29 protein-coding genes and 1 pseudogene are annotated in these 25,276 nt (G+C 68.6%); 12 read left to right on the top strand and 18 right to left on the bottom strand.

The genetic code is table 11. The features are described 5' to 3' along the window. Positions 1–39: 39 nt before the first annotated feature. From B1H19_RS18950 to B1H19_RS18910, 10 genes are all read right to left on the bottom strand, one after another. Positions 40–252, bottom strand: a complete 213-nt coding sequence (locus B1H19_RS18950; RefSeq protein ID WP_159028077.1) for a hypothetical protein — start codon at positions 250–252, stop codon at positions 40–42. Beyond that, positions 249–950 (bottom strand): zinc finger domain-containing protein, encoded by a 702-nt coding sequence (locus B1H19_RS18945; RefSeq protein ID WP_083105838.1) that lies wholly within the window; start codon positions 948–950, stop codon positions 249–251. Before B1H19_RS18945 ends, B1H19_RS18950 begins: the two co-directional genes overlap by 4 nt. Next, on the bottom strand, positions 950–1,795 hold the full coding sequence (locus B1H19_RS38700; protein WP_159028076.1) for a helix-turn-helix domain-containing protein: 846 nt from the start codon (positions 1,793–1,795) through the stop codon (positions 950–952). The genes B1H19_RS18945 and B1H19_RS38700 overlap by 1 nt, the downstream gene beginning before the upstream one ends. Before the next feature lie 157 nt (positions 1,796–1,952). Next, entirely contained in the window at positions 1,953–2,552 is a 600-nt protein-coding gene (locus B1H19_RS18935) for a hypothetical protein (RefSeq protein WP_083105836.1), read from the bottom strand. Further along, positions 2,549–3,409, bottom strand: coding sequence for a recombination protein RecT (gene recT, locus B1H19_RS18930; protein ID WP_083105835.1), 861 nt, complete (start codon positions 3,407–3,409; stop codon positions 2,549–2,551). The genes B1H19_RS18935 and recT overlap by 4 nt, the downstream gene beginning before the upstream one ends. Continuing rightward, entirely contained in the window at positions 3,406–4,467 is a 1,062-nt protein-coding gene (locus B1H19_RS18925; RefSeq protein WP_107426048.1) for a YqaJ viral recombinase family nuclease, read from the bottom strand. The genes recT and B1H19_RS18925 overlap by 4 nt, the downstream gene beginning before the upstream one ends. Then, positions 4,464–4,700 (bottom strand): hypothetical protein, encoded by a 237-nt coding sequence (locus tag B1H19_RS37980; RefSeq protein ID WP_107426046.1) that lies wholly within the window; start codon positions 4,698–4,700, stop codon positions 4,464–4,466. The genes B1H19_RS18925 and B1H19_RS37980 overlap by 4 nt, the downstream gene beginning before the upstream one ends. Continuing rightward, positions 4,697–5,035: a hypothetical protein gene (locus B1H19_RS18920; protein ID WP_083105833.1), complete on the bottom strand. Its 339-nt coding sequence runs from the start codon at positions 5,033–5,035 to the stop codon at positions 4,697–4,699. The genes B1H19_RS37980 and B1H19_RS18920 overlap by 4 nt, the downstream gene beginning before the upstream one ends. 223 nt (positions 5,036–5,258) lie before the next feature. Further along, a complete protein-coding gene (locus tag B1H19_RS18915) occupies positions 5,259–5,480 on the bottom strand; it encodes a hypothetical protein (protein ID WP_083105832.1) in 222 nt (73 codons plus the stop codon). After that, positions 5,477–5,683 (bottom strand): helix-turn-helix domain-containing protein, encoded by a 207-nt coding sequence (locus B1H19_RS18910; RefSeq protein WP_083105831.1) that lies wholly within the window; start codon positions 5,681–5,683, stop codon positions 5,477–5,479. Before B1H19_RS18910 ends, B1H19_RS18915 begins: the two co-directional genes overlap by 4 nt. Before the next feature lie 250 nt (positions 5,684–5,933). Here B1H19_RS18910 and B1H19_RS18905 point away from each other — a divergent pair, with 250 nt between their 5' ends. Both B1H19_RS18905 and B1H19_RS18900 read left to right on the top strand, forming a co-directional pair. Next, positions 5,934–6,410 (top strand): helix-turn-helix domain-containing protein, encoded by a 477-nt coding sequence (locus B1H19_RS18905; RefSeq protein WP_159028075.1) that lies wholly within the window; start codon positions 5,934–5,936, stop codon positions 6,408–6,410. 574 nt (positions 6,411–6,984) lie between these two features. Then, entirely contained in the window at positions 6,985–8,577 is a 1,593-nt protein-coding gene (locus B1H19_RS18900) for a recombinase family protein (protein WP_083105829.1), read from the top strand. A gap of 44 nt (positions 8,578–8,621) precedes the next feature. On the opposite strand, the pseudogene B1H19_RS18895 reads toward B1H19_RS18900, so the two are convergent. The 8 genes and pseudogenes from B1H19_RS18895 to B1H19_RS18860 all read right to left on the bottom strand — a co-directional run. Continuing rightward, a pseudogene (locus B1H19_RS18895) lies at positions 8,622–8,942 on the bottom strand (EamA family transporter); the annotation flags it as partial. 278 nt (positions 8,943–9,220) lie between these two features. Next, positions 9,221–10,318 (bottom strand): 2-oxoacid:ferredoxin oxidoreductase subunit beta, encoded by a 1,098-nt coding sequence (locus B1H19_RS18890; protein ID WP_083105827.1) that lies wholly within the window; start codon positions 10,316–10,318, stop codon positions 9,221–9,223. Then, positions 10,311–12,251, bottom strand: a complete 1,941-nt coding sequence (locus B1H19_RS18885; RefSeq protein ID WP_083105826.1) for a 2-oxoacid:acceptor oxidoreductase subunit alpha — start codon at positions 12,249–12,251, stop codon at positions 10,311–10,313. Before B1H19_RS18885 ends, B1H19_RS18890 begins: the two co-directional genes overlap by 8 nt. A 329-nt stretch (positions 12,252–12,580) precedes the next feature. Further along, positions 12,581–13,252: a response regulator transcription factor gene (locus B1H19_RS18880; protein ID WP_083105825.1), complete on the bottom strand. Its 672-nt coding sequence runs from the start codon at positions 13,250–13,252 to the stop codon at positions 12,581–12,583. A gap of 172 nt (positions 13,253–13,424) precedes the next feature. After that, positions 13,425–14,774, bottom strand: a complete 1,350-nt coding sequence (locus B1H19_RS18875) for a sensor histidine kinase (protein ID WP_418361454.1) — start codon at positions 14,772–14,774, stop codon at positions 13,425–13,427. Between the two features lie 109 nt (positions 14,775–14,883). Continuing rightward, positions 14,884–16,203, bottom strand: a complete 1,320-nt coding sequence (locus B1H19_RS18870) for a sensor histidine kinase (protein WP_083105824.1) — start codon at positions 16,201–16,203, stop codon at positions 14,884–14,886. 83 nt (positions 16,204–16,286) lie between these two features. Next, positions 16,287–17,027, bottom strand: coding sequence for an ATP-binding protein (locus B1H19_RS38695; protein ID WP_159028074.1), 741 nt, complete (start codon positions 17,025–17,027; stop codon positions 16,287–16,289). After that, positions 17,024–17,266: a hypothetical protein gene (locus B1H19_RS18860; RefSeq protein ID WP_083105823.1), complete on the bottom strand. Its 243-nt coding sequence runs from the start codon at positions 17,264–17,266 to the stop codon at positions 17,024–17,026. Before B1H19_RS18860 ends, B1H19_RS38695 begins: the two co-directional genes overlap by 4 nt. A 235-nt stretch (positions 17,267–17,501) precedes the next feature. Between B1H19_RS18860 and B1H19_RS39870 the strand changes: the two genes are divergently transcribed. The 10 genes from B1H19_RS39870 to eccD all read left to right on the top strand — a co-directional run bounded on the left by B1H19_RS39870 (position 17,502) and on the right by eccD (position 25,254). After that, on the top strand, positions 17,502–17,648 hold the full coding sequence (locus B1H19_RS39870; RefSeq protein ID WP_237289389.1) for a helix-turn-helix domain-containing protein: 147 nt from the start codon (positions 17,502–17,504) through the stop codon (positions 17,646–17,648). Further along, positions 17,645–18,343 (top strand): DUF5753 domain-containing protein, encoded by a 699-nt coding sequence (locus B1H19_RS18855; protein WP_237289387.1) that lies wholly within the window; start codon positions 17,645–17,647, stop codon positions 18,341–18,343. Before B1H19_RS39870 ends, B1H19_RS18855 begins: the two co-directional genes overlap by 4 nt. Next, positions 18,336–18,560, top strand: coding sequence for a DUF397 domain-containing protein (locus B1H19_RS18850; RefSeq protein ID WP_083105822.1), 225 nt, complete (start codon positions 18,336–18,338; stop codon positions 18,558–18,560). Before B1H19_RS18855 ends, B1H19_RS18850 begins: the two co-directional genes overlap by 8 nt. 187 nt (positions 18,561–18,747) lie before the next feature. Beyond that, positions 18,748–19,086 carry a hypothetical protein gene (locus tag B1H19_RS18845; RefSeq protein WP_083105821.1) on the top strand — a complete coding sequence of 113 codons (339 nt, stop codon included), beginning with the start codon at positions 18,748–18,750 and terminating at the stop codon, positions 19,084–19,086. 105 nt (positions 19,087–19,191) lie between these two features. Next, positions 19,192–19,503 (top strand): pore-forming ESAT-6 family protein, encoded by a 312-nt coding sequence (locus tag B1H19_RS18840; RefSeq protein WP_083105820.1) that lies wholly within the window; start codon positions 19,192–19,194, stop codon positions 19,501–19,503. 96 nt (positions 19,504–19,599) lie between these two features. Beyond that, complete coding sequence (locus B1H19_RS18835; protein ID WP_159028073.1) at positions 19,600–20,040, top strand: DUF6507 family protein; 441 nt, start codon at positions 19,600–19,602, stop codon at positions 20,038–20,040. Positions 20,041–20,052: 12 nt separating this feature from the next. Further along, positions 20,053–22,659 (top strand): hypothetical protein, encoded by a 2,607-nt coding sequence (locus tag B1H19_RS18830; RefSeq protein ID WP_083105818.1) that lies wholly within the window; start codon positions 20,053–20,055, stop codon positions 22,657–22,659. Then, positions 22,656–23,372, top strand: a complete 717-nt coding sequence (locus B1H19_RS38690; protein WP_159028072.1) for a hypothetical protein — start codon at positions 22,656–22,658, stop codon at positions 23,370–23,372. Before B1H19_RS18830 ends, B1H19_RS38690 begins: the two co-directional genes overlap by 4 nt. 215 nt (positions 23,373–23,587) lie before the next feature. Then, on the top strand, positions 23,588–23,917 hold the full coding sequence (locus B1H19_RS39865; protein WP_083105816.1) for a hypothetical protein: 330 nt from the start codon (positions 23,588–23,590) through the stop codon (positions 23,915–23,917). Between the two features lie 8 nt (positions 23,918–23,925). Further along, positions 23,926–25,254, top strand: coding sequence for a type VII secretion integral membrane protein EccD (gene eccD / locus B1H19_RS18815; RefSeq protein ID WP_083105815.1), 1,329 nt, complete (start codon positions 23,926–23,928; stop codon positions 25,252–25,254). Positions 25,255–25,276 lie beyond the last annotated feature (22 nt).

The raw sequence follows: 25,276 nt of genomic DNA, 5'->3' as shown, positions 1-25,276 counted from the left end.
TTCGTGCTCGACGAATCAAGGTTCGTACGAGAAAGAACGTTAGCGGGTTTGGGTCGACTTTGCCTCGTCAGTTGTGACGATCACACCAGCCTCAGCAAGAGCGGCGAGCAGCCGCTCGGCGTCGCGAATCGCCTCGGGGGCGACGCTGGACTGCGTCGACCGGTAGGCGTCGGGGTGCAGCTCGTACAGCTCGGCAGCGAGCAGGGCGACGACGGCGCGCTGCACTGGGCAGCCTGGAACGGCGCGGTTCATGCGGCGAGTCCCTGCTGCTCGGCGGCGCGATCGATGCGACTGTCGTGCGCCTTGGTCTTGGTGCGGCGCCCCTTGCCGTTGGGGCGCCATCCGCCGCGGCAGGGCTGCTTGACCTCGGCATGGCACCACGGGCACACGACGGCGAGCGGATCGGGGCCGCCGGCCCGCACCGTGGCCTCGCGTGCGGCAGCGCGCGGACGCCACCGGGCGAGCTCGCCGCGCACCGCCTCGGGAATCGGTGAGCCGATAGCGGCGAGGCGCTCGGCGACCTCGGGGGAGGGTCCGCCGGTGAGCATGCGCTGCTCGACGGGTGCGGCGCGCCCCGTGGCGACCGCGGCGCGGCCGGTGCGCAGCGCGGAGAGGTAGCCGGCGACGTCGTCGGGGTCGACCCGGGGTGCGGGGTCGGTGTGGCGCTGCATCAAGGCCGTGCGATGCGGCGCCCACGCGGCGAGGATGTCGTGCGGCTCGATGGCTCGGAATCGGGCGCTGTTGTCGCCGCCGCGCCGCTCGTAGTACCAGCGGACGGCGCGGCCGACGTCCCATGAGCCGTCGGGGAGCGTGGCAGGCACTTCGGCGAGAGCCTCGGTCCATCGGGTGATGGTGCGCTCGGCGAGGTGCTCGTCGGCGAGCTGCCGATCGATCCGGCTGTCGTCGAGGCCGATCCGGTCGAGTAGGGCGGCGATTTCGCGGGGCTGCATCAGGCGTTCTCCCGAGATTCGATGTTGCCGAGGGCGGCGAGCAGGTTCTGCCGGTTCGAGGCGGCGGCCGGGGCCGAACGGCCGCGGAAGGGCACGACGTTGCCCGCGGGCGCCGGCGACGGCGGGGCGGGGCGGTCGAGGTCGGACCAGACCTTGAGCCAGTACCGGGCGCTCTTGGGCGCGTCCCCGGGGGCGGTGCGGTGCGCAGCGAGGTCGACCAGGGCGGCGACGCCGTGCCGCTCGACGAGCCGATGCGCGTCGCGCTGCTCGCCGAGGCCGAGCGACCAGCGCACCGCGACGCCGGCCGCGGCGAGTGCGTCGACGAGGGGCTGCAACTGCTCGACAACCGCGGACGCTGCGCGCGCGGGCGCGTGCGACTGCTGCTGTTCCTTGCGTTCTCTTGCGTTACTTGCGTTCTGGGGATCAGATTCTGTGCCCCCGGGGACCACATCCTGACCCCCTGCCGGGCCAGACTCTGACCCCCCGGGGGCCGGATCCTGACCCGGGCCAGAATCTGACCCGGGCCGGATCCTGACCCCGTCGAGCCAAGACTCATCCGACCTACTGAGGGTGTGCCCAACGGCGTAAGGCAGGTGATACACGGTCTCGCCGCGCGGCCCCTTGGCACCCTCGACGATCTTCAACTCGCCCGAGGCGAGCAGCGCGTCGACCACGGCCCGCACAGACGAACGCGACGCGTTGGCGCGCTGCATCAGCATCGCGGTACCGGCGTACGCGACGCACCGTTCGTCAGGGCACTTGTCGGCAATGGCGAGCAGGACCGTACGAGCGTTGCCCTTGCTCGTCGACCGGGTCCACACCCAATCCATGGCGTCGAGGCTCAACGCGGGCTCCTTGCATGCTGGTTGGGAGTCTCGGGCGCTTCCGGCCGGCCGGCGAGGCGCGCAGGGGTATGCAGGGGGCAGCGCCACCCGATCACGTAGCGGCGAGGGCCCGGGGCGCCGCAGTACCGGCGCCCCGGGCCGTCCCAGTGACCGCACCTCACGCCGCGGCCTGCTCGTCGACGAGCGCGGCGTACGGGACCGTGCCGCCGGCGAGGGTGAGCTGCACCGGTTCGAGCAGGTCGGGCCACTCCACGCGATCGAGGGCGCCGCGGTGCTGCTCGGGTACGGCGGCGAGCGGGTCGCCGAGCCAGTCGTGCCCCATCGCAGCCAGCACGTAGGCGTCGGCCTGGTTGTCGTCGCCGAGCGCCACGCGATACCGGCCGCGCACGGCGTCGAGTACGGCCTGCTTGCCTGCGTTACCGCGGCCGGTCGCGTAGCGTGCACGCGCGGACGGGGCGACGACGGCAACGGGGATGTCCCGGGCGAACAGCCCGTCGACCACCAGCCACCACAGCCCGGCACGGTCCCAAGTTCCGGCGCCGCGGGATCCGTACGACGGACCCTCGACGACCGCGAGCTCGCAGCAGCCGACGGTGCCGAGGATGTCGGCGGCGTGGCGGTGCAGCCGCGCCCGGCGTACCCGGTAGGTGTCGCTGCGCTTGCCCTTGCTGGCGAGGGTGGTCGCCCAACCGGCGCCGGCAATACCGGCGCCGGTCAGGGACAGGTCGAGCCCCCGCACGGTGCGGGGGTGGGTCACTCGCCCCCGCTTCCGTCGCCTGCCTCGTCGCCCTCGGCCTCGTCGGCGTCGACGGTCTCGCCCTCGATGTAGTCGGGGGCGGCGTCGATCCCCTCGGCGGACAAGTCGCGCCGCACGGTGCCGTCGTGGGCGACCGCGTGCGCGAGCTCGGTCGACTTGGGCAGCAGCTTGAACAACTGCCGAATGGCGGTCTTGCGCGCCATGGCGTCGTAATCGGTGCGCCACGGGCCCGAGCTCTTTGCCTTCGACCGTTGCCGAACGCGCTCGACGTCGCCGGGGGAGAGCACGACGAACGCCGAGCCGCCGTTCTTCAGCCGCGCGACCGCGTAGTACGCCACGGGGCGCCCGCGGTCGGCAGCCATCGACGGGACGTGCCGCAGCACCGGATCGAGCCCATACGCGTACTCGAACTCATCGGCCTCATAGACCGTTTGGGCATCGAGCCCGGCGGCGAGCGGGTGCTGCCAAAACAGCCGGATCATGCCCTGATAGCCGATGATCAGTTGCACCTCGTACGCGCGCCGTTCCTTGTTGAAGAACGGCAGCAGGTACGCCTCGCCGAGCGCGCCACCCGGTTCGAGACCGAGCTGCGCGCAGGTCATCAGGGCGCCGCCGAACGACGCTTGCGTGCACTCGGCGAGGTGACGCACCTTGCGCAGCTCAGTCAACGCGATACGCGCGATGCGGTCCGGGCTGACATGATCAGGCAGCGCACGGGCGATCTCGCCGTGCATGGACTCGACGAACTGCGCCAACGTGGGCGCGGCAGATGCGGCGGCCTGCTTCGCCGGCGCGCGGCCAGCGGAAGCGGCCTGCGCCTTGCTGGCGACGCGCTGCGTAAGGTCCTTGGCTGTCACTGGTTCCCCTTCTTGGCGGTGGGCACGAGCAGGCGGCGCGCACGGTGCGCGCGATAGAGCTCGGGGTGATCGGCAGCGAGCCGTTTCGTGTCGAGCGCGTCGACCCGGTGCACGTACTCGGCGGCGAGCTCGGGGTGCGCCGCGGCGAATCGCCTCGCGGCGAAGGTCCCGTTCTGCTTCCACGTGAACGCGGTCTCGCCCTGCACCTGCACGAGCTCGGCCTCGCCGGCAAGCGCCTTCAGACGGTTCTCGACGAGGCGCCGCTCGTCGGCGAGGTGCTGCTCGCGCTGCTTGATCTCGTCGAGCTGCGCGAGCAGCGGCAGCACGGCGTCGGGGTCGGCCACCGTGACCGACTCAGGCTCGACGTCGTGCAGATGGGCGAGCAGGTCGGCGGTTGCCGACGAGCCGTCGACGGGCGGCGGCGTGCGGTCGAGCACCTGCTGCCAGAAAGCGCCGACCAGGGCGACGAGATGCTCGACGAGCTGCTCGTCGCGCTCGACGCGGTGCACGACGAGGCGGTTACCGCCGACCAGGGCGGCGACGTACGCGTGCCGGTAGCCCGTGACAGCGAGATACCAGGCCGTTTGCAGCGCCGGCCCGTCCGGCACACCGTCGGCCCACTCGTCGAGCTGATACGCGCTGCGCGTCTTGATCTCCAGCAGGCTGGAAGGTGCCCGCTGGCCAGACTCGATGACGACGCGGTCGAGGTTGGCGAGCATCCACGGGTGGTCGACGTGCGCGAGGGTGCCCGGCCCTTCTATGACGCGCATACCGGTGCGCTGTGCGAAGGCGTCGGCGACGACAGGTTCGAGGACGTTGCCCCAGAACGCGGCCTCGTCGAGCGCGGGGTCGCGCGGCAGGTCGGGCAGCTCGCCGACCTTGTCGAGGTAGACGTGCTGGGGGCTGCGGTACTTGTCCATACCGAGCACGGCGGCGACGTCCGAGCCGCCGATGCCGCGGCGGCGCACGGTCAGCCATTCCTCGCGGTCGAGGTCGGGCGGAGCGATGACGACACCCGTAGGGGTGAGGGTGAGCGGGCGCTCGGGCGCGAGGGTCACGCGGCGACTCCGTTCTGTTCGAGGGGGAGGTCGAGCACGGCGAGCAGCTCGTCGCGGGCGGCGTCGGCCGCGGCGCTGGCGTCCTCGCGGCCGTAGTCGGTGGCGTCGTGGTAGGTCGCCATGTGCCCGCGGTGCTCGGCGGCCCCGGCGAGGTCGAGCAGCAGGGCCTCGACGGCGGTCGGGTCGTCCGCGTAGGCGAGGGCGACGGCGTCGAGCACGGTCTCGGCAGTCACTCGACACCCCCCACCCCGGGCGGCAGCGCCGCACCATCGCAGCGGAAGAGATCGCCGCGCCGCAGGTCGTACCGGTACTCGTGCGACCACTCGGCGGAAGAGAAGGCATCGCGCACCAGGCGGTACGCGGTGCGGTGCACGTCCGGCGTCGCGGCCAACACGAGCCCCTCGTCGTCGACGAGGTGCACGAACGTCGCGATCCGGGGACCGCGCGGCAGGTCGTCAACAAACACGGGGGTGGTGCGCACGGCGACGATGCCGGGGGCGAGCCGATCGAGCTCGCGCGCCAGACGCGCGGCGCGAGCAAAGTGCATCGCGGACGGCGGGCGGTTCATCGGGTCACCTCCAGCAGGTACAGCTCGGCCGCGGCGAAGAGCGCGCGGACACGAACGGCTGCCGGCAGGGACCGGAGCCACGACCACAGCTCGGGGACCTCAAGGGCCCTCGGCCGTCGGCGGGGGATAAGCTGAACAACAGGCACGACCTGTCCTCTCTGTGACGGATGGGTTTGGTCGTGTCGGGCCGTTCCGGGGACCATCCGGGCGGCCCAACTTCTTTTCAGGCAGCAGCGCGTAGCGCGGCAGGCGCCGGCGTGCGGCTCGCGCGATCGGCGCGTATGTGGGCCTCGATCGCCTCGACCGAGCCGAGGCGGTGCCCCGGGTACCAAGCCGCACGCGCCGCCTCGCGAGGCGACATCGACTCGCGCAGGGCGACCCCGTACGCGAGCTGCTGCGCCGCGCTGCGGATGGCGCGGGCACGGGCCAGATTGGCGACGCTCATGCAGCGCCCCCGTACAGCTCGGCGGCGGTGACGCCGTACGCGCGCTCGATGGCGGCGAGGGTCCGCGCCGCGGGGCGCGTCACGCCGTTACGCAGACGCCAAGCGGTCGAGGGGTTCACCCCGAGGCGGTGCGCGATCTTCGCGTCGGTGGTGTCGCCTGCCGCAGCGAGTGCCGCGAGCAGGCGAGCGTGATCAAAGTGCATGGCTACGTCCTCCGTGCCCTAACTGGCCGTTTGAACGAGCAAGAACGTAATGCACTTCGTTCGTACACGCAAGAACGTTAAGACACGTGCATATGCCAGCCACGTAATCGAGTGACAGTGCGACCACGGCTTGTATAGTGCTGATCATGCACGGGTACAGGGGGAACTCGGCCACAGTCCTACGGCAACAACCGCATACCAACTTGACGAACGGTCGGCACCCTGGCCTGAGTGTGGGTATCTTGCACCCATGCGAAGGAACGAACGGGAAAGAACGGATGGCCCGCGGGATGCCCGCGAGTCATTCGCCGCATGGTTCAGGGAGCGACTCACCCACATCGGGTACGACCTCACCGGACCTCGCAGCGGCGGCAAGACCAAATTCGCGGAAGACGCCGGCGTGTCCCACGCGGCCGTGTCGCGCATCCTGGGCGCCAAAGCCACACCAACGCCCGACCTACTCGCCTCCATGGCGCCCGTACTCCGCGTATCCCTCGGTGAGCTGCTCGTGCGCGCGGGGATCGCCACCGAGGAGCAGATCGAGAGGGTAGGTAACCGAGCCGCCGTCGACATGCCGCTCACAGTCGAGCAGGCAGCGGCGCTACTGGGAATCAGCGACCCGCAGTCGGTTGCAATGTTCGTGACCTTCGTCACGGGATTGCAGCAACAGGAAGCACAGAGAAAGACGGATACGGACCGACAGGGAACGACAGGGACGGAAAGGTAATCCGACGGCCGAGTTGCACGACGCACTCTGTCAGACGCGCACGCAAGAATGTGTGTGACCTTGCTGTTAGGGCCACTTGACGGGCCCAAGCTGCCGCTACACCCACGGTTCGGCCGCCCCTAAGAAGGGCTGCGGCTCGATGACCTGTGCCCAAAACCCGGCAGCGCACCGTCGCAAGAGGTGACAGCACACGGCAACACGCAGGACAACGGGAGGCGTCGAGTGCATGGCGACAAATGGGCAGCGGTGGCAGCCAACATAACGATGGGGGCAGGCGTCGTAGTGGCCGGGTTGGGGGCATACCTCCCCGGAGAGCGCGACGAACTGATCTGGCCCGGACTCGTCTTGATCCTGGCCGCGCTGCCATTCGTCATCCGCACGTACGCGCGCCGAGCAGGCGCACGCACCATCAACCAGGGGTACAACCTCGCTTTCCAGCACATGGACCGAGGTCTATTCGACGTACCCAACCCACAACACCCCAACGACACAGGCGAGTCGGCCGAAAGCGCGCTATCGCGGGGGTAGCGCACCCGGCCTACCCGAAACCCAACCGACCACAGCAGGGGGCAAGTTGCTTCGTGCAGTCACAGAGGCGGGCGCCGGCGACGAACCGGTGCCCGCCATCGGGTACATAAGGGTCTCAACCTGGAAAGAGGAGAAGATCAGCCCGGAACTACAAAAGAAGACAATCAAGGAATGGGCACGGCGCCGAAACCGCGTGATCGTGCGTTGGATCGAGGATCTCGACAAGACCGGCCGCAACTTCAAACGCAAGATCATGGAAGCGATCGTTGCCGTTGAGAACGACCAGGCGCGCGAGATCGCCGTTTGGAAGTACAGCCGCTTCGGACGCTCGCGCCACGGCGTAGCAATCAACCTCGCCCGAGTCGAACGCATCGGCGGGCAGTTGGAATCCGCTACCGAAGAGGTCGACGCCACCACAGCGGCCGGCCGCTTCCACCGAGGCATGTTGTTCGAGGTCGCAGCGTTCGAGAGCGACCGCGCCGGCGAACAGTGGAAGGAAACCCACGACTGGCGGCGCGAGCACGGACTGCCCGCAGCAGGTAAACGGCGTGCGGGATACACCTGGTACCGGCGCATCGACCCTGAAGGCAAGCCGCAAGAGGAACGGTACGAACCCAACGACGCCGGGCCGGCGTACGGCGGCCTCTTCCTGCGGTACGTCAACGGCGAGGGATACATGCCGCTCGCAGCCTGGCTCAACCGCAACGGGTACTTGAACACCCGCGGCAAGCCATGGACCCATGAGGCACTGCGTTGGTACATGGACTCGGGCTTTGCGGCCGGCCTGCTGCACGTCCACAGGCCCGACACCTGCCAAGGGCTCGAAGAGCCCTGCAAAACGCGGGCGCACTACATCCACATACCCGGAGCGCACAAACCGCTCATCGGGCTCCCACAAGACGGAGAGGAGAAGAGCGAGGAGCAGCAGGCCGAGGACGCCCAAGCAATATGGGATGCGTACCTACTCGCGCGCGAGCGGACGAAGAATACGCCGCCTCGCGCACGGCAGCCCAAGTACCCGCTTGCCGGTATGACTTGGTGCGGCCGGTGCAAGACCGGGCGCGCGGGAGTCTTCAACGCAGGCGCCACGGCGAACAAGTACCGCTGTAAGACGTACGCCAAGGACCGATCCTGCAAGGGGGTATACGTACGTCGCTCGTACGCCGAGGAGAAGGTCTACGACTGGCTCGTCAAACTCGCCAACGAGGTTGACGAGAACCGCGTACCGCTGCCCGAGTTGAACCACGCAAAGGAAGACCGAGCGAAGCAGAAAGCCCAGAAAGAGGCCGAGCTGCTCAAGGTTCAGGCGGGCATCGACAACGCGAACACCATGCATGCACTCGGCGACCTCGACCGGGCCGAGTTCCTGCGAACGAAAGAGACCCTCAAGAACCAGCGAGCGAAGATCGAGCAAGATCTGCTCAAGCTGGAAGACGAGGACGTTAAGGCGGATGGGTCGACGCCGTACCTGCCCGCGGTCCGCAACCTGGTGGAGGAGTGGGACAGCCTCCCCGTACCGGTCGTGCGAGGGATACTCGCGACGCTCATCAAGCGTGTTGAGTTGTTCCCTGGTCCGTACATCGAGATTGAACCGATGTGGACGACTGAGCGATGGTCATCGCTCGAACTCGCTGTGTAGGGAAGTTGGCATTCGTGCCTTCCCTAGAGCTGTCCTTTAGAGGAGTAGTCGAACGAGGCTTCGAGCACATGCCCGTCGTTGACGGACCAGATGTAGAGGAACCAGTTGGCCGAGATCACCAGGGTGCACACCAGGATCAGGCCGAGGCGCCTGGGCTGCCGCAGCAGCGGGCGTATCCAGGCCCAGCGGCGCAGCACGGCCAGGAGGACGATCGCGACGGGCAGCGACCACACCATGCGGTGGGCGAGGATCTCCGACGGCGCGGCGGCGTCCAGCAGATGCCAGTACAGGGGCAGCAGGCCCCACATGGTGTACGCGGCCAAGCCGAGGGCGAGTCCCGTGCGCTGATCGTTCCGAGACGGCATATCGCCCTCCCTGTGGTGCTGTGACGACCCAAGGAAGGTAGCGCCGCGCGACGCCGCTGTCATGCCCGTATCGCCATACGGTCATGGCAGGGGGGAGCGAGCCTTGAGCGCCTCCGCGAGCGCATCCGCCCTACGGTGCTGCCGCGCGCCGCGCAATGCGCCGCCTCGGCCCGGCGGACGGGCAACCGCGGACGCGCGTCCACCACGCACGGATGCCCGCACGCAACGCCGTGAGACGTTCGCGTACGGGCACCCGTGGAGGCAGCGCGCGGAGCCGGTCAGCCGACCACGGTCCAGGTGTCGTTGCCGGCGAGCAGGGCGGAGAGGTCGCCCTTGCCCTTCTGCTCGACGGCGGAGTCGAGCTGGTCGGACATGAGGGTGTCGTAGACCGGGCGCTCGACATCGCGCAGCACGCCGATGGGGGTGCGGTACAGGGTGTCCGGATCGGCGAGCCGGGACAGGGCGAAGGCCGTGGTGGGGGAGGCGGCGTGGGCGTCGTGCACCAGCACGCCGTCGGTGCCCTCCGCCAGGACGTCGATGACCTTGAGGTCGCCGGTGGCCGGATCGCGGACCACGCCCTTGGATCCCAGGCCGTCCGGGGCCGGGGCGCCGAAGCGGATCGGCTCGCCGTGCTCCAGGCGGATGACCGCCTCCTGGGCCTTCTCCTTGTCCTTGAGGACCTCGAAGGCGCCGTCGTTGAAGATGTTGCAGTTCTGGTAGATCTCCACCAGCGCCGTGCCCGGGTGGGCGGCGGCCGCGCGCAGCACCGAGGTCAGATGCTTGCGGTCGGAGTCGACGGTGCGGGCCACGAAGGACGCCTCGGCGCCCAGGGCCAGCGAGACCGGGTTGAACGGCGCGTCCAGCGAGCCCATCGGCGTCGACTTGGTGATCTTGCCGAGCTCGGAGGTCGGGCTGTACTGGCCCTTGGTCAGTCCGTAGATCCGGTTGTTGAACAGCAGGATCTTGAGGTTGACGTTGCGCCGCAGGGCGTGGATGAGGTGGTTGCCGCCGATGGAGAGCGCATCGCCGTCACCGGTGACGACCCAGACCGACAGATCGCGCCGCGAGGAGGCCAGGCCGGTGGCGATGGCCGGGGCGCGGCCGTGGATGGAGTGCATCCCGTAGGTGTTCATGTAGTACGGGAAGCGGGAGGAGCAGCCGATGCCGGAGACGAAGACGATGTTCTCCTTCGCCAGGCCGAGCTCGGGCATGAAGCCCTGGACGGCGGCGAGGACGGCGTAGTCACCGCAGCCGGGGCACCAGCGCACTTCCTGGTCGGACTTGAAGTCCTTCATGGACTGCTTGGCCTCGGCCTTGGGTACCAGGGAGAGCGCCTCGATCTGTGCGGGCTTCTCCTCCGGGATCGTCTCAGTCATTGATGGCCTCCTTAAGGACCTCCGCGAGCTGCTCAGCCTTGAACGGCATGCCGCTGACCTGGGTGTGCGAGCGCGCGTCGACGAGGTACTTGGCGCGCAGCAGGGTGCTGAGCTGTCCGAGGTTCATCTCCGGCACGACCACCTTGTCGTAACGCCGCAGGACCTCGCCGAGATTCCTCGGGAAGGGGTTGAGATGGCGCAGATGCACCTGTGCGATGCGCTCCCCCGCGCCCCTTACGCGCCGTACCGCCGCCGTGATCGGCCCGTAGGTCGAACCCCAGCCCACGACCAGGGTGTTGGCCTCGCCGGACGGGTCGTCGATGTCGAGGTCGGGGACCTCGATGCCGTCGATCTTGGCCTGACGGGTGCGCACCATGAAGTCGTGGTTGGCGGGGTCGTAGGAGATGTTGCCCGTGCCGTCCTGCTTCTCGATGCCGCCGATACGGTGCTCCAGGCCCGGCGTGCCCGGAATCGCCCAGGGCCGGGCGAGGGTGTGCTCCTCGCGCTTGTAGGGCCAGAACACCTCGGTGCCGTCGGCCAGCTCGTGGTTGGGGCCGGAGGCGAACTGGACGCGCAGATCGGGCAGTTCGTCGACCTCGGGAATCCGCCAGGGCTCGGAGCCGTTGGCCAGATAGCCGTCGGAGAGCAGGAAGACGGGGGTGCGGTAGGTCAGCGCGATACGGGCCGCATCCAGCGCCGCGTCGAAGCAGTCGGCGGGCGTCTTCGGCGCCACGATCGGCACCGGGGCCTCGCCGTTGCGGCCGTACATCGCCTGGAGCAGGTCGGCCTGCTCGGTCTTGGTGGGCAGGCCCGTCGAGGGGCCGCCGCGCTGGATGTCCACGATCAGCAGCGGGAGCTCCAGGCTGACCGCCAGTCCGATGGTCTCCGACTTCAGCGCCACACCGGGGCCCGAGGTCGTGGTGACCGCCAGCGAGCCGCCGAACGCCGCGCCCAGCGCCGCACCGATGCCCGCGATCTCGTCCTCCGCCTGGAAGGTCCGCACACCGAAGTTCTTGTGCTTGGACAGCTCGTGCAGGATGTCGGAGGCCGGGGTGATGGGGTACGAGCCCAGGTACAGCGGCAGATCCGCCTGCTGCGAGGCGGCGACCAGTCCGTAGGACAGCGCGAGGTTGCCGGAGATGTTGCGGTACGTGCCGGTCGGGAACGCCTTGGTGGCCGGCGCGACCTCGTAGGACGTCGCGAAGTCCTCGGTGGTCTCGCCGAAGTTCCAGCCCGCCCTAAAGGCGGTGACGTTCGCCTCCGCGATATCCGGCTTCTTGGCGAACTTCGCGCGCAGGAACTTCTCGGTGCCCTCCGTCGGCCGGTGGTACATCCACGACAGCAGGCCCAGCGCGAACATGTTCTTGCTGCGCTCGGCCTCCTTGCGGGAGAGCCCGAACTCCTTGAGTGCCTCGATCGTCAGCGTCGTCAGCGGCACCGGGTGGACGTTGTATGCCTCCAGCGAGCCGTCCTCCAGCGGGCTGGTCGCATAGCCGACCTTGGCCATCGGGCGCTTGGTGAACTCGTCGGTGTTGACGATGATCTCCGCGCCCCGGGGGACGTCGCCGATGTTCGCCTTCAGTGCCGCCGGGTTCATCGCCACCAGGACGTTCGGGGCGTCACCGGGGGTGAGGATGTCGTGGTCGGCGAAGTGCAGCTGGAAGCTGGAGACGCCCGGCAGGGTGCCGGCGGGCGCCCGGATCTCGGCGGGGAAGTTCGGCAGCGTCGACAGGTCGTTGCCGAACGACGCCGTCTCGGAGGTGAACCGGTCGCCCGTGAGCTGCATGCCGTCACCGGAGTCACCCGCGAAGCGGATGATCACCCGGTCCAGGCGCCGGACTTCCTTGCCCTCCCCGCCGGCACCGGGCGCGCGCTGTTCGCCGACAAGCGCACCGTCGGTCTTCTCGGCTGGGCTACTGACCTGGCTGGTCACTGCTTCGGACCTCCCTCGAGGGGTGCGGCTTCCCCGCCGGAGGCAGGGCTCGGGACGCTCCGTACCGACCGGTCGTCCCCTCTCCATCGTACGTGGGTAAGGGTCGCCTTCCCTGGGCCGGTCACATTATGGACGCCGTAATGAGACACCGTACTGGCATGGTTTGTCACGAAATTACCGCCCTCGTCATCCCTTCTTCATGACGCTCCGGACTCGTCCAATGGTTCTAGGTCCAAGGTCCTGGTCCCCGGACGGCCCCTCTGGGGCGCCGCTACGGCACCCCTGCGGCCTGCGCATCTGACGGTGTGCCAGGCCTGTCCGGGCCGGATTCAGGAGCCCAGGTATGTGAGCACCGCCAGCACCCGGCGGTGATCCCCGTCACTCCGGTCCAGCCCCAGCTTCAGGAAGATATTGCTGACGTGCTTCTCGACCGCACCGTCGCTGACCACCAGCTGCCGGGCGATCGCGGAATTCGTCCGCCCCTCGGCCATCAGCCCCAGCACCTCCCGTTCCCTCGGCGTCAGACGCCCCAGCACCTCCTGCTTACGGCTGCGCCCCAGTAGCTGCGCGACCACTTCCGGGTCCAGCGCCGTACCGCCCCCGGCGACCCGGACCACGGCGTCGACGAACTCCCGGACCTCGGCCACCCGGTCCTTGAGCAGATAGCCGATACCCCGGGTGGAGCCGGCCAGCAGCTCCGTGGCGTACTGCTCCTCGACGTACTGCGACAGCACCAGCACGCCCAGATCCGGGTGCTCGCGGCGCAGTCTGATGGCCGCCCGCACCCCCTCGTCGGTGTGCGTCGGCGGCATCCGCACGTCCGCCACCACCACGTCGGGCAGCGCGTCCTCGGCCGCCAGCTCCCCGATCACCTTGGTGAGCGCCTCGGCGTCTCCGACACCGGCCACGACGTCATGCCCGCGGTCGGTCAGCAACCGCGTCAGCCCCTCCCGCAGCAGCACCGAATCCTCGGCGATGACCACCTGCACGCTGTTCTTCATGGTTCTGGTTCCCCCCGCTTCCCGTACAACCCCGGCTGAGGGCCCAGCATTCCAGCACGGGGGGTTGGCGCGGGGGAGCTGTGGATAACTTCCGCTTCCGGCCTCGGCTGCGGGGGTGGCGGGGAGCCGGGGCCGGCTCGGCCCCGGCCTCGCCCGCAGGGGAGCAGGCCCGCTACCGCCCCCGCCATGGCAGCTCGGCGGATATGGAGGTCGGGCCCCCGGCCGGGGAATCCACCACCAGCAGGCCGTCCACCGAGCCGAGCCGCCCGGCAAGATCCGCCAGGCGGCCGCCCGCGTCGGTGGTCGCGCCGCCCCGGCCGTCGTCGGTCACCCGCAGCACGATCCGGTCCGCCGCGCGCCAGACGTCGACCGTGGCACGGGTGGCCCGCGCATGCCGGGAGACGTTCTCCAGCAGCTCGGAGACGGTGACGTAAGCGAGGGCCTCGATCGCGGCGGCGGGCCGTACGGGCAGGTCGACGGAGGCGGCGACCGGCACCGTGCAGCGCGCGGCCAGCGCCGACAGCGCCGGGCCGAGCCCCCGGTCGGTCAGGATCGCCGGATGGATGCCCCGGGCCAGATCCCGCAGCTCCCGGAGCGCGACCTTCACCTCGCCGTGCGCCTCGTCCACCACCCGCGCGGCGGCCTCCGGGCCGTCCGCCGGCTTCTCCCGTGCCAGCTTCTCCTTCGCCAGCTCCAGGTCTCTGGCCAGCGAGGTCAGCCGGGCCTGCGCCCCGTCGTGCAGTTCCCGCTCGATACGCCGCAGATCGGCCGCCGCCGTATCGACCATCACGCCGCGGTCCGACTCCAGCTCCGAGACCCGCCCGGCGAGTGCGGACGGCCCCAGCAGCCCGCGCACCATCACCCGGTCCACCTGCGTCAGCCCGTGGATCAGCCAGGGCCCGGCCAGCACCAGCAGCAGCCCGACGGCGCTGACGCCCGCTATCTCCGCGGGTGAAGCGAGGTAGCGGCCATGGCCGTCGTGGTCGCCCCACAGCTGGATGCCGGGCACTCCCAGATACGCGGGGAACGTCCACCGCCACAGCGGATAGCTCAGCAGGGCCCAGCCCACGGACCAGAAGACCGTGGCGAGCACGAAGGAGAACAGCGCCCACGGGAAGTGGAAGAGGCAGTAGAGCAGGTGCCGCCAGGACACACCGCTCTTCAGGACGGCCCCTATCCACCCCATCGGCCCCGGTTTGGTGGCCCGCACCGGCGCCGGCTCGGCCACCTCCAGCCCCAGCAGCGCACGGGCCCGCCCCCGCTCCACCACCCCCAGCGCCCGGCAGCCCGCCAGCCCGCCGGCCAGCACCAGGATGCCCAGGAACGTGATCAGCAGCCCCGCACCGGCCGAAACCACCGCCACCGCATAGGCGAACATCAGCGAGGCGATCGGCAGACTGAGAAACAGATAGAGGAATTCGCGCCAGGCCCACCCGGAAAACGGGGCGCGCAGCCCCACGGGCACATGGGAGCCGCGGGGCGGGGTGGATGCGTATGCGAGGTCCATCGTGGCGTGGTCCATCCGTCTGTCCGTTGGTGGGTTCTGTTCGGCTACGAACAGCTTCCGCGGCCGGCGCCGCCCGCACCATGAGGCTCAGTGCACTCTTCACCTGGGGTTATCCCCACCACCGTCAGACCTGTGGACGAGTGCCGCCCTGGCCCGCACGGACCGGCTGCTCGGCACCCGTCGCCGCCCGCCCCCGCCACGGCAGCTCCGCCGTCACCCGCGTCGGCCCGCCCGCCGGCGAGTCCAGTACGAACCGCCCGTCCACCGACCCCAGCCGCTCGGCGAGCCCGGCCATCCCGCTCCCGCCGTCCAGCCGCGCCCCGCCCCGTCCGTCGTCCGCCACCCGGATCAGCAGCCGGTCCCGGACCTGCCGCACCTCCACCGACGCCCTACGCGCCCCGCTGTGCTTGGCGACGTTCTGGAGCAGCTCGGAGACGGTGAAGTAGACGATCCCCTCTATGGCGGGCGCGGGCCGTTCCGGCAGCTCTACGGAGGCGGTGGTGGGCACCGTGCAGCGCCCGGCCAGAGAGGCCAGCGCCGGGCCGAGCCCCCGGTCGGTCAGGATCGCCGGATGGATCCCCCGGGCCAGATCCCGCAGCTCCTGGAGCGCCAGCTTCACCTCGCCATGCGCCTCGTCGACCATCGCCGCCGCCGCGTCCGGATCCTCCAGCAGCTTCTCCTTGGCCAGGCCGAGCCCCATGGCCAGCGCCACGAGCCGGGCCTGTGCCCCGTCGTGCAGATCCCGCTCGATACGCCGCAGATCGGCCGCCGCCGTGTCGCTGACCGTCATCCGGTCCGCCTCCAGCTCGGCGATCCGCCGCTCCCATTCGTCGGAGGGCGCCAGCAGTCCGCGCACCATCGCCCGGTCCACGTTCGACAGCCAGCGCGTCAGCCAGGGCAGCACCGGCCATCCCACGACGAGCCCGACCAGCGTGATGGAGAAGGTGCACACAGCCCACGGCAGCCGCACGAACACGAACAACGCATGCCGCCAGGCCACCGGATCCGTCAGGCGCGTCCGCAACCAGGAGAAGAACCCCTGCCCCGGTGACCGCAGCGCGCTCGGCTCGTCAACCCGCACCCCGAGCAACGCCCGCGCCCGCCCCCGCTCCACCTTCCCGTACCACCGGCACGCCACCAGCCCACTAGCCAGCAACGGCAGCCCGACAACGGTGACGGCCAGCCCGAATCCCAGCGCCAGCCAGACCATCAGCACCACGAACGCGAGCACGTTCAGCGGCAGGTTGAGCAGCAGATATCCGATCTCCCGCCGGGTCCAGCGGCTGAGAGGAGCTTGGGGCGGGGGGAGTGCGTCGTCGGCGGGGCCATCGCTGGGGCCGTCACCGGGGCCGTCACCGAGGCTGTGGCCGGGGCCGTGTTCGGGGCCGCCGCCGTGGCCGCCACCAGGCCCGCGACCGGCACTTATGGGGGAACTTTCCGTCATGCACCCAGCCTGCCGGGCCGGGGTCCCGGCTGCCATGGGGTGACTGGGGCAGTGGCGGTGGGGTTTTCCCCACCCCTACGTCTCTACGTGGGCATCTCTACGTGGGCGCCGCCCCTCCGACGGACGTCCACCTCGGCCCAGACGGTGTGCCCGTCGTCCGTTCTGTCCTGCCCCCACCGCTCGCTCAGCGCCGCGACGATCGGCAGTCCGCGCCCGTGCTCCTGCTCGGCGGACGGCTCCTGCCGTACGACCGCCCGGCCTGTCCCTTCGTCACATACGTCAACCCGTACCACCCGGCCCACGCACGTCAGCTCGACGACAAGGAAACGGCTGTCGCTGTGCTCCAGCGCATTGGCGACCAGCTCTCCGGTGACCGTCTCCAGGTCGTCGGCCGCTCCCCGGGGCAGCCGCCACGACCGCGCCACGTCCCGTACGAAGCGACGGGCGGCGCCCGCGGAGGCGAGCTCCCCACCGGGCAGCGAGGCCAGCGCCGAAGCCGGTGGCTCGTCGGGGTCCTCGCCCCCCTCGTCGTCATCCGCGGGTGCGAGCCGGATTCCCCGGCTCTCGGCAATGAACAGCGCATCGTGCAGCGCCTCCACCAACTGCACGCACAAGAAGCGGAGTTCGGCGACCGCTGGGGGCCCGCACTCCGCGAGGACCCTCCGCCCGTGCCCGAGCACCCTCCCCGCGAGGCCGAGCTGCACGGCCTCGATCCGGTTGGCCAACCGCGATACGGGTCCGGTGCCGTCGGTGGACAGATAACAGGGCCGCCCGTCTCCGACGGTCCGGGGCAGCACCCGCACGTCCGGGTCGTCACCGTTCATCGCGCCGCCTCCGCGGAGAGGGCGAGGAGGTAGGGGCGGACCATCACGGTGGCGTCGCCGTCGATGGGGCTGTCGATGGCGTACGGGCCGGGGCGGCGGGGGCGGTGGGTGGTGTTGCGGGCCAGCTGGGCGGGTCGTACGGGGCGGGGCTGACGGCTTGGCGCCTTGGCGCGGTGGCGGCCCTGGGGGGTGAGGAGGGCTTGGAGGCGGATGAGGGTGCGACGGATGAGACTGGCCATGCGCTCAACTCCCTTTGTGGGGCAGGCATCAGTACGTCATAAGAACCTTGTCATTGGAGTCCAATGAATGGCTTCCTGTTAGGTGGACTTCACTGATGTGGGTGACGCGCGGTGCAGGACCTCGGAAGTGGATCAATTGCTGCGTACGCTCGCTCCGTTGGGCTGCCTCATGGGCGGCATGGGGAGGAAGACAGGGGCGGGGATGACGGCGACACTCACCGGACCGGCTGGGCGCATGCAGATCGCTCGTGGCCTGATCGCGTTGCGCGAGCGATGCGGCCTGACGCAGTCGCAGGTGGCCGAGCGTGCCGGGGTCAGCAAGGCGACCGTCAGCCGTTACGAGATGTGGCAGGACCGGCCCGTATTCGGTGGGCGACAGTGAAGTCGCTTGCCGATGCCTGCGATGCATCCGCAAGCGAACGTGATGCTCTGGTGCAAGTGGCACGTACGCAGACCGATGGCTGGTGGGTCGGCAACACTGCGGTACCGGAGTGGATAGACCCCCTGGTGTCTTTCGAGCATGAGGCCGAGTACGAGTACCTCTACGCCAACACGGTCATCCCGGGTCTGCTTCAGACACGGGAGTACGCCCACGCAGTGCACCAGGCGCGCGAGGTTCGCAGCCCGAACGATGCGATCGAGCGGATGGTGGACGCTCGGATCCAGCGCCAGAGCATCCTCGAGCGGAAGCCGTCGCTGCACCTGTGGGCGGTGCTGGACGAAGCGGTAATCCGCCGGACTGTTGGCAACTCAACGGTGATGGCGGATCAGTTGGATCACCTCCACGAGATGGCGCAGAGTCCAACGGTCGAGATCCAGATCCTGCCGTTCAGCGCCGGTGCCCATGCAGCAGGGGCCGGCCACTTCGTCATCCTGGGCAGGAACGACGAACGGAACCCGCTCAACTCCATGGCCGTGGTCTACATCGAGATGCGCCGCCGTGGCCTGTATCTCGATGACCCAGAGGACGTGTCCGCTTATAAACTCACGTTCGACTACCTACGCTCGCAAGCAGCCGACTCCTCGGCGTCGTTGCGACTGCTGGCCAAAGCACGACAGGAGCTGTCTCATGACTGATCGCCCGCTGTCTCGGACCGAAGCCACGTCCTTCGCCTGGTTCAAAAGCACCTACAGCGGCGGCGAGGGCAACGAGTGCGTCGAGGTGGCATGCCTCCCCGGTCACGACTGCGGGCGGGTCGCCGTCCGTGACTCGAAGGACCCGGGCGGGCCGGTCCTGGCCTTCCCCACGCCCGCGTTCGCGGCGTTCGTCGAGCGGGTCCGGGGTACCGACTGACGGCCGTCGTCCCCCGTGTCGACCGGAAACCGGTGGATTGTCAGTGGCGTCTGGCATGGTGAAGGTGTCGCTTGGTCCACCGACGCAATCGGCTTGCGTGAGCTGGTGCGGTGCCGGTTGGGTGGTGGACAAGGACGGCAACATGAGGGGCCAGGGGGCTCGTAGGTCAAGGGGGAGGGTGAGCAACATGGGGCTCAAGTTCGACATGGGCAGCCAGACGCTGTCGACGCTGTCGGGGCAGACGCAGGGATCGTCGGAGGATCTCGGCGCGCTGGTCAAGCAGCTGGTCGCGGCGGCGCAGCCGCTGGAGGGCAAGTTCAACGGCGCGGGCAAGACCGCGTTCGACAATTTCAAGCGTAATTCGGACGAGATCGCGGCGTCGTTGAACGGTGCGTTGCGTTCGATCCTGGGCGGTCAGAAGGGCATGGACCGGTCGTTCATCGCCGGTGAGCACGAGGCCGCTGACAATGCGCGGCAGTCGATGTCGTCGGCCAACTTCGATGCGGCTCGCTTCTCGGGTCGCTGAGCCGACAGCCCATACACGACGCAGTCAAGGCACTGTCAAGGCAAGAACCGGTAGGGGAGCGAGCCCATTGGGCTGCCGCCGGTTTCCACGGGGAGGATGAGAAGCATGACGGCTGGCGCGGACCGGCGGAGCTACGACACGGGTGCCTCGGCCGAGGCGCAGACGAATCTGCAGTCGGTGATTGCCCGGCTGGAGTCCCTGATCGGTGAGCGTGATCGTCAGGTGAAGGCGGCGATGGCGGACTTCTCCGCCGATGGGGTGTCCGAGCAGTACCACGGGGCTGAGCAGCGCTGGAACCGTTCGGCGAGCGAGGTGCGTTCGATCATTCATCTGCTGCGCACGACGCTGGAGAAGAACGACGGTACGGCGCACACGGCGTTGCAGCGGGCGAAGGCCGCGGTCGACGGCATCGGCTGACGGCATCGGGTCGGCGTCATGTGAGTGCTTGTGCCGACGGTTGACGTGCATGTACGGGCAGGGGGGAGCCTGGCCCGGGGAATGGGAGCGGTAGGGATGACGGGGTGGGACCTCACGCCTTCGGGCGTGAACCATGTGCTGGACAAGACCAGCCGCACGGCGGGCGAACTGGGTGAGCAGATCTCCGCCTACGGGGGTCCGAAGGGCGATCTGCTCAAGGCCGCACACGCGGTGGGCACGCTCCAGATGGCCGGCGAGAAGCCGCCGTCCGGCCCGCCCGGCCCCGATGGCAAGTCCGCACCATCCGGCCTGCTCGCCAGTGCCCTGGCCGAGTTCGCCGCAAAGACACAGGACGATCTGACGTTCCTGCTGGCCCGGACAAAGAAGTCGGTGGACGGCGCGGCGAACGCGGCGCGGGAGTACCTCGAGGGCGACGAGCGGATGGCCTCGCACACGCTCCAACAGGCCCTGAAGGCGCCCGACCTGCACCCACACAAGCACACCGGCACGCATGGTCATGGTCATGGTGGAAAGTAGGGGGAGTTACACGTGAGCGCCGACCACATCGACCCGTCCGGCATCCCCACCTACACCGGCAACCTCGAAGAAGTCGAAGCGCGCGCCAAGGCGCTGAAGAAGGAAGCCGGCGCCATCCGCGACAAGGGCGCGGATGTCCACTCCTCCTTCCAGGGGCTGCGGGCGTACTACTCGGCACCGGAGGCGGAGCAGCTGTTCGCCACCACCAAGCCGGTCGCCACCAAGGCGAACCACTTCGCCGACGAGTTGGAGAAGGTCGGCGCCGCCCTGGACACGTTCGCGGCCGAGGTGCGCCCCCTGGTCGCCAGGCTCCACAAACTCGAAGGCGCCGCCGCCCATTTCGTCGCCGATATCAAGGACGACGAGGACTGGCAGTACGACCCGGTCAAGGTCGCCGTCAACAAGCAGCTGATACAGGAGGTCTCCGCCACCGTCCAGGCGTTCTGGGCAGCGGAGGTGGCAGCCGCCAACAAGATCGTTGCACTGGTCCACGGCACCCCCTGGTCGCTTGGTGACGGCACGAAGAAGGGCGGCCACACCTACGGCCTGACCAAACAGGCCATGTCGTCGGCGGGCGATACGCCGTGGGGCAAGGTCGTCGACCAAAAACGCCACTGGTACGACCCGGGCGCCGTGGTCAGCTGGGTCAAGAACTTCGTCTGGGACGGCACCGTCATCGACGGCATGTGGGGCACCCTCAAGGGACTCGGCACGCTGCTCAACCCGTGGGGTGACAACTTCGGCGCGGCATGGAAGAGCATGGGCCACCTGGCCACCGTCACGACCGTGCCGCTCCTGCTGCCCCTGGTCCCGTTGCTGCCCGATGGCAGCGTCAAGTCCTGGATGACGGACAGCATGAAGACGACCGTTGAGGTCGGCAAGTCCATGGTCGCCTGGGACCAGTGGGACAAGAACTCGGGCCGGGCAGCCGGAGCATCGTTCTTCAACATCGGGACCCTGCTTGCCACTCGTGGCGGCAGCGGCGCCGTGAAAACGGGTGCCGAAGCGGCCGGCGCGGGCGCCAAGATCGCCAACGCGGCCGCCAGGGTCGGCCGCGTCACCCGCTACATGGACCCCACCACCCACATCGTCAACGCTGTCGGCGCCGCAGCCAAACTCACCAAACTCGACGCAGCCATCGGCAACGCCTTCAAGGCCGTCAAAACCAGCGCAGCCCTCGACCACCTGCGCGAGACGTTCACCGTCACCGGCAGGACCGACGCCTCCGGCGCCGTCCACCTGCCCAACGGCCAGCCCGTACATCTGGACGGCCCCCTCCCGGACCTGCCCCCAGGTAAAACCGCCATCCACCTACCCGACGGCGCCGGCAAAGTCCCACCAGGGTCGATCATGTACGACCACAACACCTTCCTCACCCCCGACCGGAAGGTGGTCGACGCCCAGGGCATCCCCAAGACGGGCTCCGACGCGACATGGGAGCCATCGGCCGCCCAACGGGAAACCCTGCACAACACTCCACCCGAAAAGGCCACCGCACCCACGGACCACGAACTGGCCACCGTAGGCGCCGAACAGCGTCACCACGCCATGGCCAACGCAGGGGACGGGAACTCCCCGCGAGGTGACCTCGGCCCACAGGCCAGCCATCAGTCCTCCGAGGCCACCGGAGCAGAAGGCAAGGGCTCGGGACTTGGGCAGGAATGGCCGACACAGCGAGGTGGCACTGGTGAGAGGCACGGGGCACCGTCAGGGACCGGCCACGACCAGCACACTTCGGGTCGCGACGGGGCAGGTGGCCACGACGCAAGTGCTGAACGGCCGGGCGGCCACGCGCAGACTGGTCATGGGCCAGGGGGAGGCGGCGACGAAGCCGCTCCGTCACACGATGTGCCGGGTCATCCGCACGGTGCCCCTGACGAGCCACTGACACGAGACGGCGAGACGCCTACCGACACACCAGCAGATGGCTCTGAGCAACGGACGAGTATCCCCGAGCGTCGCCGTCAAGCTGAGGACATACTTGGTCCGACTGCTTCAAGGGTGGTCGACCTGGATAGGTGGCTGGAGTTCCACAGCCGGAAGGTGAATTCGCAATTCGAGGGGCAAGTCTTGCACGAAATGCGTGAAGCGAGACGACTCCTGGAAGAGCATCCGGACCATGTCCTCCATACAGCTTTGGAAGTCGATGCGCCAAAACGTCCCAATGGTGAGGACATGTCGGAATTTGATCTCGGCCTGGCGATGCCCGATGGTCCGATCGTTCACCGAGTGGAAGTGACTACGGTCGCAGAGCCAGTCGAAAAATTTTCCGATGTTACTGACGGAATTAATCACGCGCTCAAGAAGGTATTGGATCGCGCAGTGGAGGGGGCCCCTATTCCGCGCCCGCGCGATGCCAGCGTATACATGAAGATAGCTACCTTCAGATCGAAGGGGAAGGGGCAGATAACCGAAAGGTTCCCTGACGGGAAGACGCAATACTCGCGACCCGACGGCACGCCCATCCGAACTGTAGACATCTTCGACAAAATCATAGAAAATTTGATGCAAAATAAGCCGGAGGCGGCTGAATTGGATCGCATCACCTTTATCGACCCGGATAACGGAGTGATTGCGGAAATAGTGCCGAGTGCGACTGGATGGGAACGGGTGCTGTGACCTACGCCGACATGCTGGATTTTCCAGGGTTCACCATTCGCCTGGAAAGGGAATTCGAGTATTCTCCGTCCGGTCACTTGGATCTGGCCGACACTGCGCTGGAGGCTGTATTTAACTTCTCTTCGGGCCTTTGTGAGCCACTCTCCATGAGTCTCTGGTCTGAGTATTGGATGGATGATTTCGATCTGCCGCTCGACGACTGTGAACGTGAATCAAAATTCTTGATGCTGCGACGTCATGATGCTCCAGAGGATGCTCGAGTTCGAGCATATTGGGTAAATGGCAGCGAATTCGAAGTGGGCAAGATCGACAAAGCCTCGTCGTTTCGGTTCGTCAAGGGGGCGCTGCAGCACCAAGAGGGCGATAGGTTGGATTTGCCGATCGGCTGGCAGGAAATCCAGTTCAAGTCTATGTTGGTGCGCCTCCCCGACAACCCTCACCTCGATGATGCGGATTCCTTCCGGCTTGGATACGGGGATGGGTTTGTCTATCAGCGGGTTGAAAAATTCAATAACGCCAGCTGGGTGTACGGTCCGGTGAGTCCCAAGACGCAGTATTCTCCGATCGAGTACAGGATCTCGAGGGAGCCCGAAGTCCTCTCGTTCCAAATCTCGATCTACTGGTCTACCTGGGCCGAGAATGGCCCAGATCACGAGAACATCGCCGGTCGAGTAGCCGCCTTGCTGGATAACGGATGGGTGAAATCGCGGTAGTTGTTGCAGTTCGGTCGGAGAACCTGGGAGTGGCTGATCCGCATTCCTGTCCGGACGGCACTGGCCGCTACCGTCGGTTCTAGCGCGGGGCGCTAGGTAAGCACCGTCTGCAGTGGCCCTGCGATGGAGCGACCACGCACGCGCTGGACACCCCGCCGCACCCGCGCCGTATCGTGTCCCCGCAGGGAGCAGGGGAGAGCTGAGGAGGGGGCGCCGTGGCGCGGGACTACGACAGTCAGTTGTTGGAGTCGGTTTCCGTGCGGCGGCGGAGGTTGCGGGATGCGTTGATGTTTGGGGGGCAGCGGACTCGGCGGAGTCTGGATGAGAGTTTTGGGAAGGTTTTCGGGGGGATCGCTCTGGCGGCCGTGGTGTGTGCCGGGTGTGTGGGGTGGTCGTTTGTTGCGGGGAAGATGGCGGGCGGGGCGACGCCTCCCGGGGTGAGTCCGAGCGGTCCGAGTGGTTCGACAAGCCCGACCGGTCCGGTCGGCTCGGGCAGCCCTGCGGGGCTCAATGGCGGTAACGCGGGGGCCGGGGCGGCGTGGTGAATGTCGGGATGGTGGCGGGGGGTGCGCCGCGGACCGTTCTCAGTCGGGTGACGCTGGTCGGTGAGCGGCGGCGGGTTGATCTGGTGCTGCCTGCTCAGGAGCCCATCGGCGTGTTGTTGCCGGATATTTTGCGGCTGTTGGGCGATCGGCCGGGCAAGGAGCCGTTGTTGCGGCGGTTGGTGACGGCCGAGGGGGCCGTGCTGTCGCAGGATGACTCGCTGGGGTCGGCGAATGTGCCGGATGGCGCGGTGTTGCGGCTTGTGCGGGAGCACGAGACGCCGGCGGCTCCGGTGGTGCATGACGCTACGGATGTTGTTGCCGAAGATCTTGATGTGCGTAGCTGGAGATGGGGCGCGCGGAGCCGGAGCTGGACTGCCGGGGCGGCGAGTGTGGTGTTGGCGCTGGTGGCCGGGATGGCGGCGGCCAGTTGGTACGGGGCCGGTCGTGCCGCGGTCTGGCTGGGTGTGGTGGGCGTGATCGCCGTAGCTGTCGGAGCCGTGAGTGGGTGGCTCGGGCGGCGGGCGATGGGGACCGCGTTGGTGCTGGTGGGGGGCGCGCTCGGCGCGCTCGCCGCGTGGGAGGCGGCGTCGACGGGTGTGGTGCGGCTGGCGGGTGTCGGGCTGTCCGTCGCCGCGGTGCTTGCGCTGCTCGGGGTGTGTACGGAGCTGGGGCGCGGTGGGCTCGTCGGCGCGGCGACGGTCGCGGTGGCGGTGGGCGCCTGGGAGGCCGGGCTGGCGGTGACCAGTGTGGCGCGTACGGGAGTTGCGCTGGGTGTGGTGTCGGTGGTCGTGCTGGGGTATCTGCCGCGGCTGGCGCTGATGGCGGCCGGGCTGACGCGGCTGGATGATCAGCGGTCCGGTGGTACGCCGGTGAGCCGGCATCAGGTGGCGACCGCTCTCGGGGCGACGCATCGTGGGCTTGCGCTGGCCACCGTGGCCATGGCGCTTTCTGCGGGTGCGGCGGGGGTGCTCGCGCTCGGCCCGGGGGACGGCTGGTCGGTCGCTGCGGGGGCCCTGTTGTGCGTGGTGATGCTGTCGCGGGCCCGTGCCTACCCGCTGGCGGTCGAGGTCGTCGCCCTGCTGGCGGCCGGGACGGCCGTGGGGGTGTGTTTGGTGATGCGTTGGGCGGCCGGGGCGGACGATCCTTCGGCTGCGCTGGCCGCGCTGTGTGTGCTGGCGGTGCTGCCGCTCGGGGTGCTCGCGGTGCGGGTGCCGGAGCATGTGCAGGTCCGGCTGCGTCGGCTGGTGAATCTCGTCGAGTCGGTCAGTGTGGTGGCGCTGATCCCGGTCGCCCTCGGGGCGTTCGGGGTCTACAGCCGGCTGCTGCACACGTTCTGAGCCGGAAGGCGGCGAGGGAGCA

Source organism: Streptomyces gilvosporeus, from assembly GCF_002082195.1.
Classification (GTDB): Bacteria; Actinomycetota; Actinomycetes; order Streptomycetales; family Streptomycetaceae; genus Streptomyces; species Streptomyces gilvosporeus.
The sequence above is the reverse complement of the archived record's forward strand: the minus strand, read 5'-3'. Positions and strand labels throughout refer to the sequence as shown.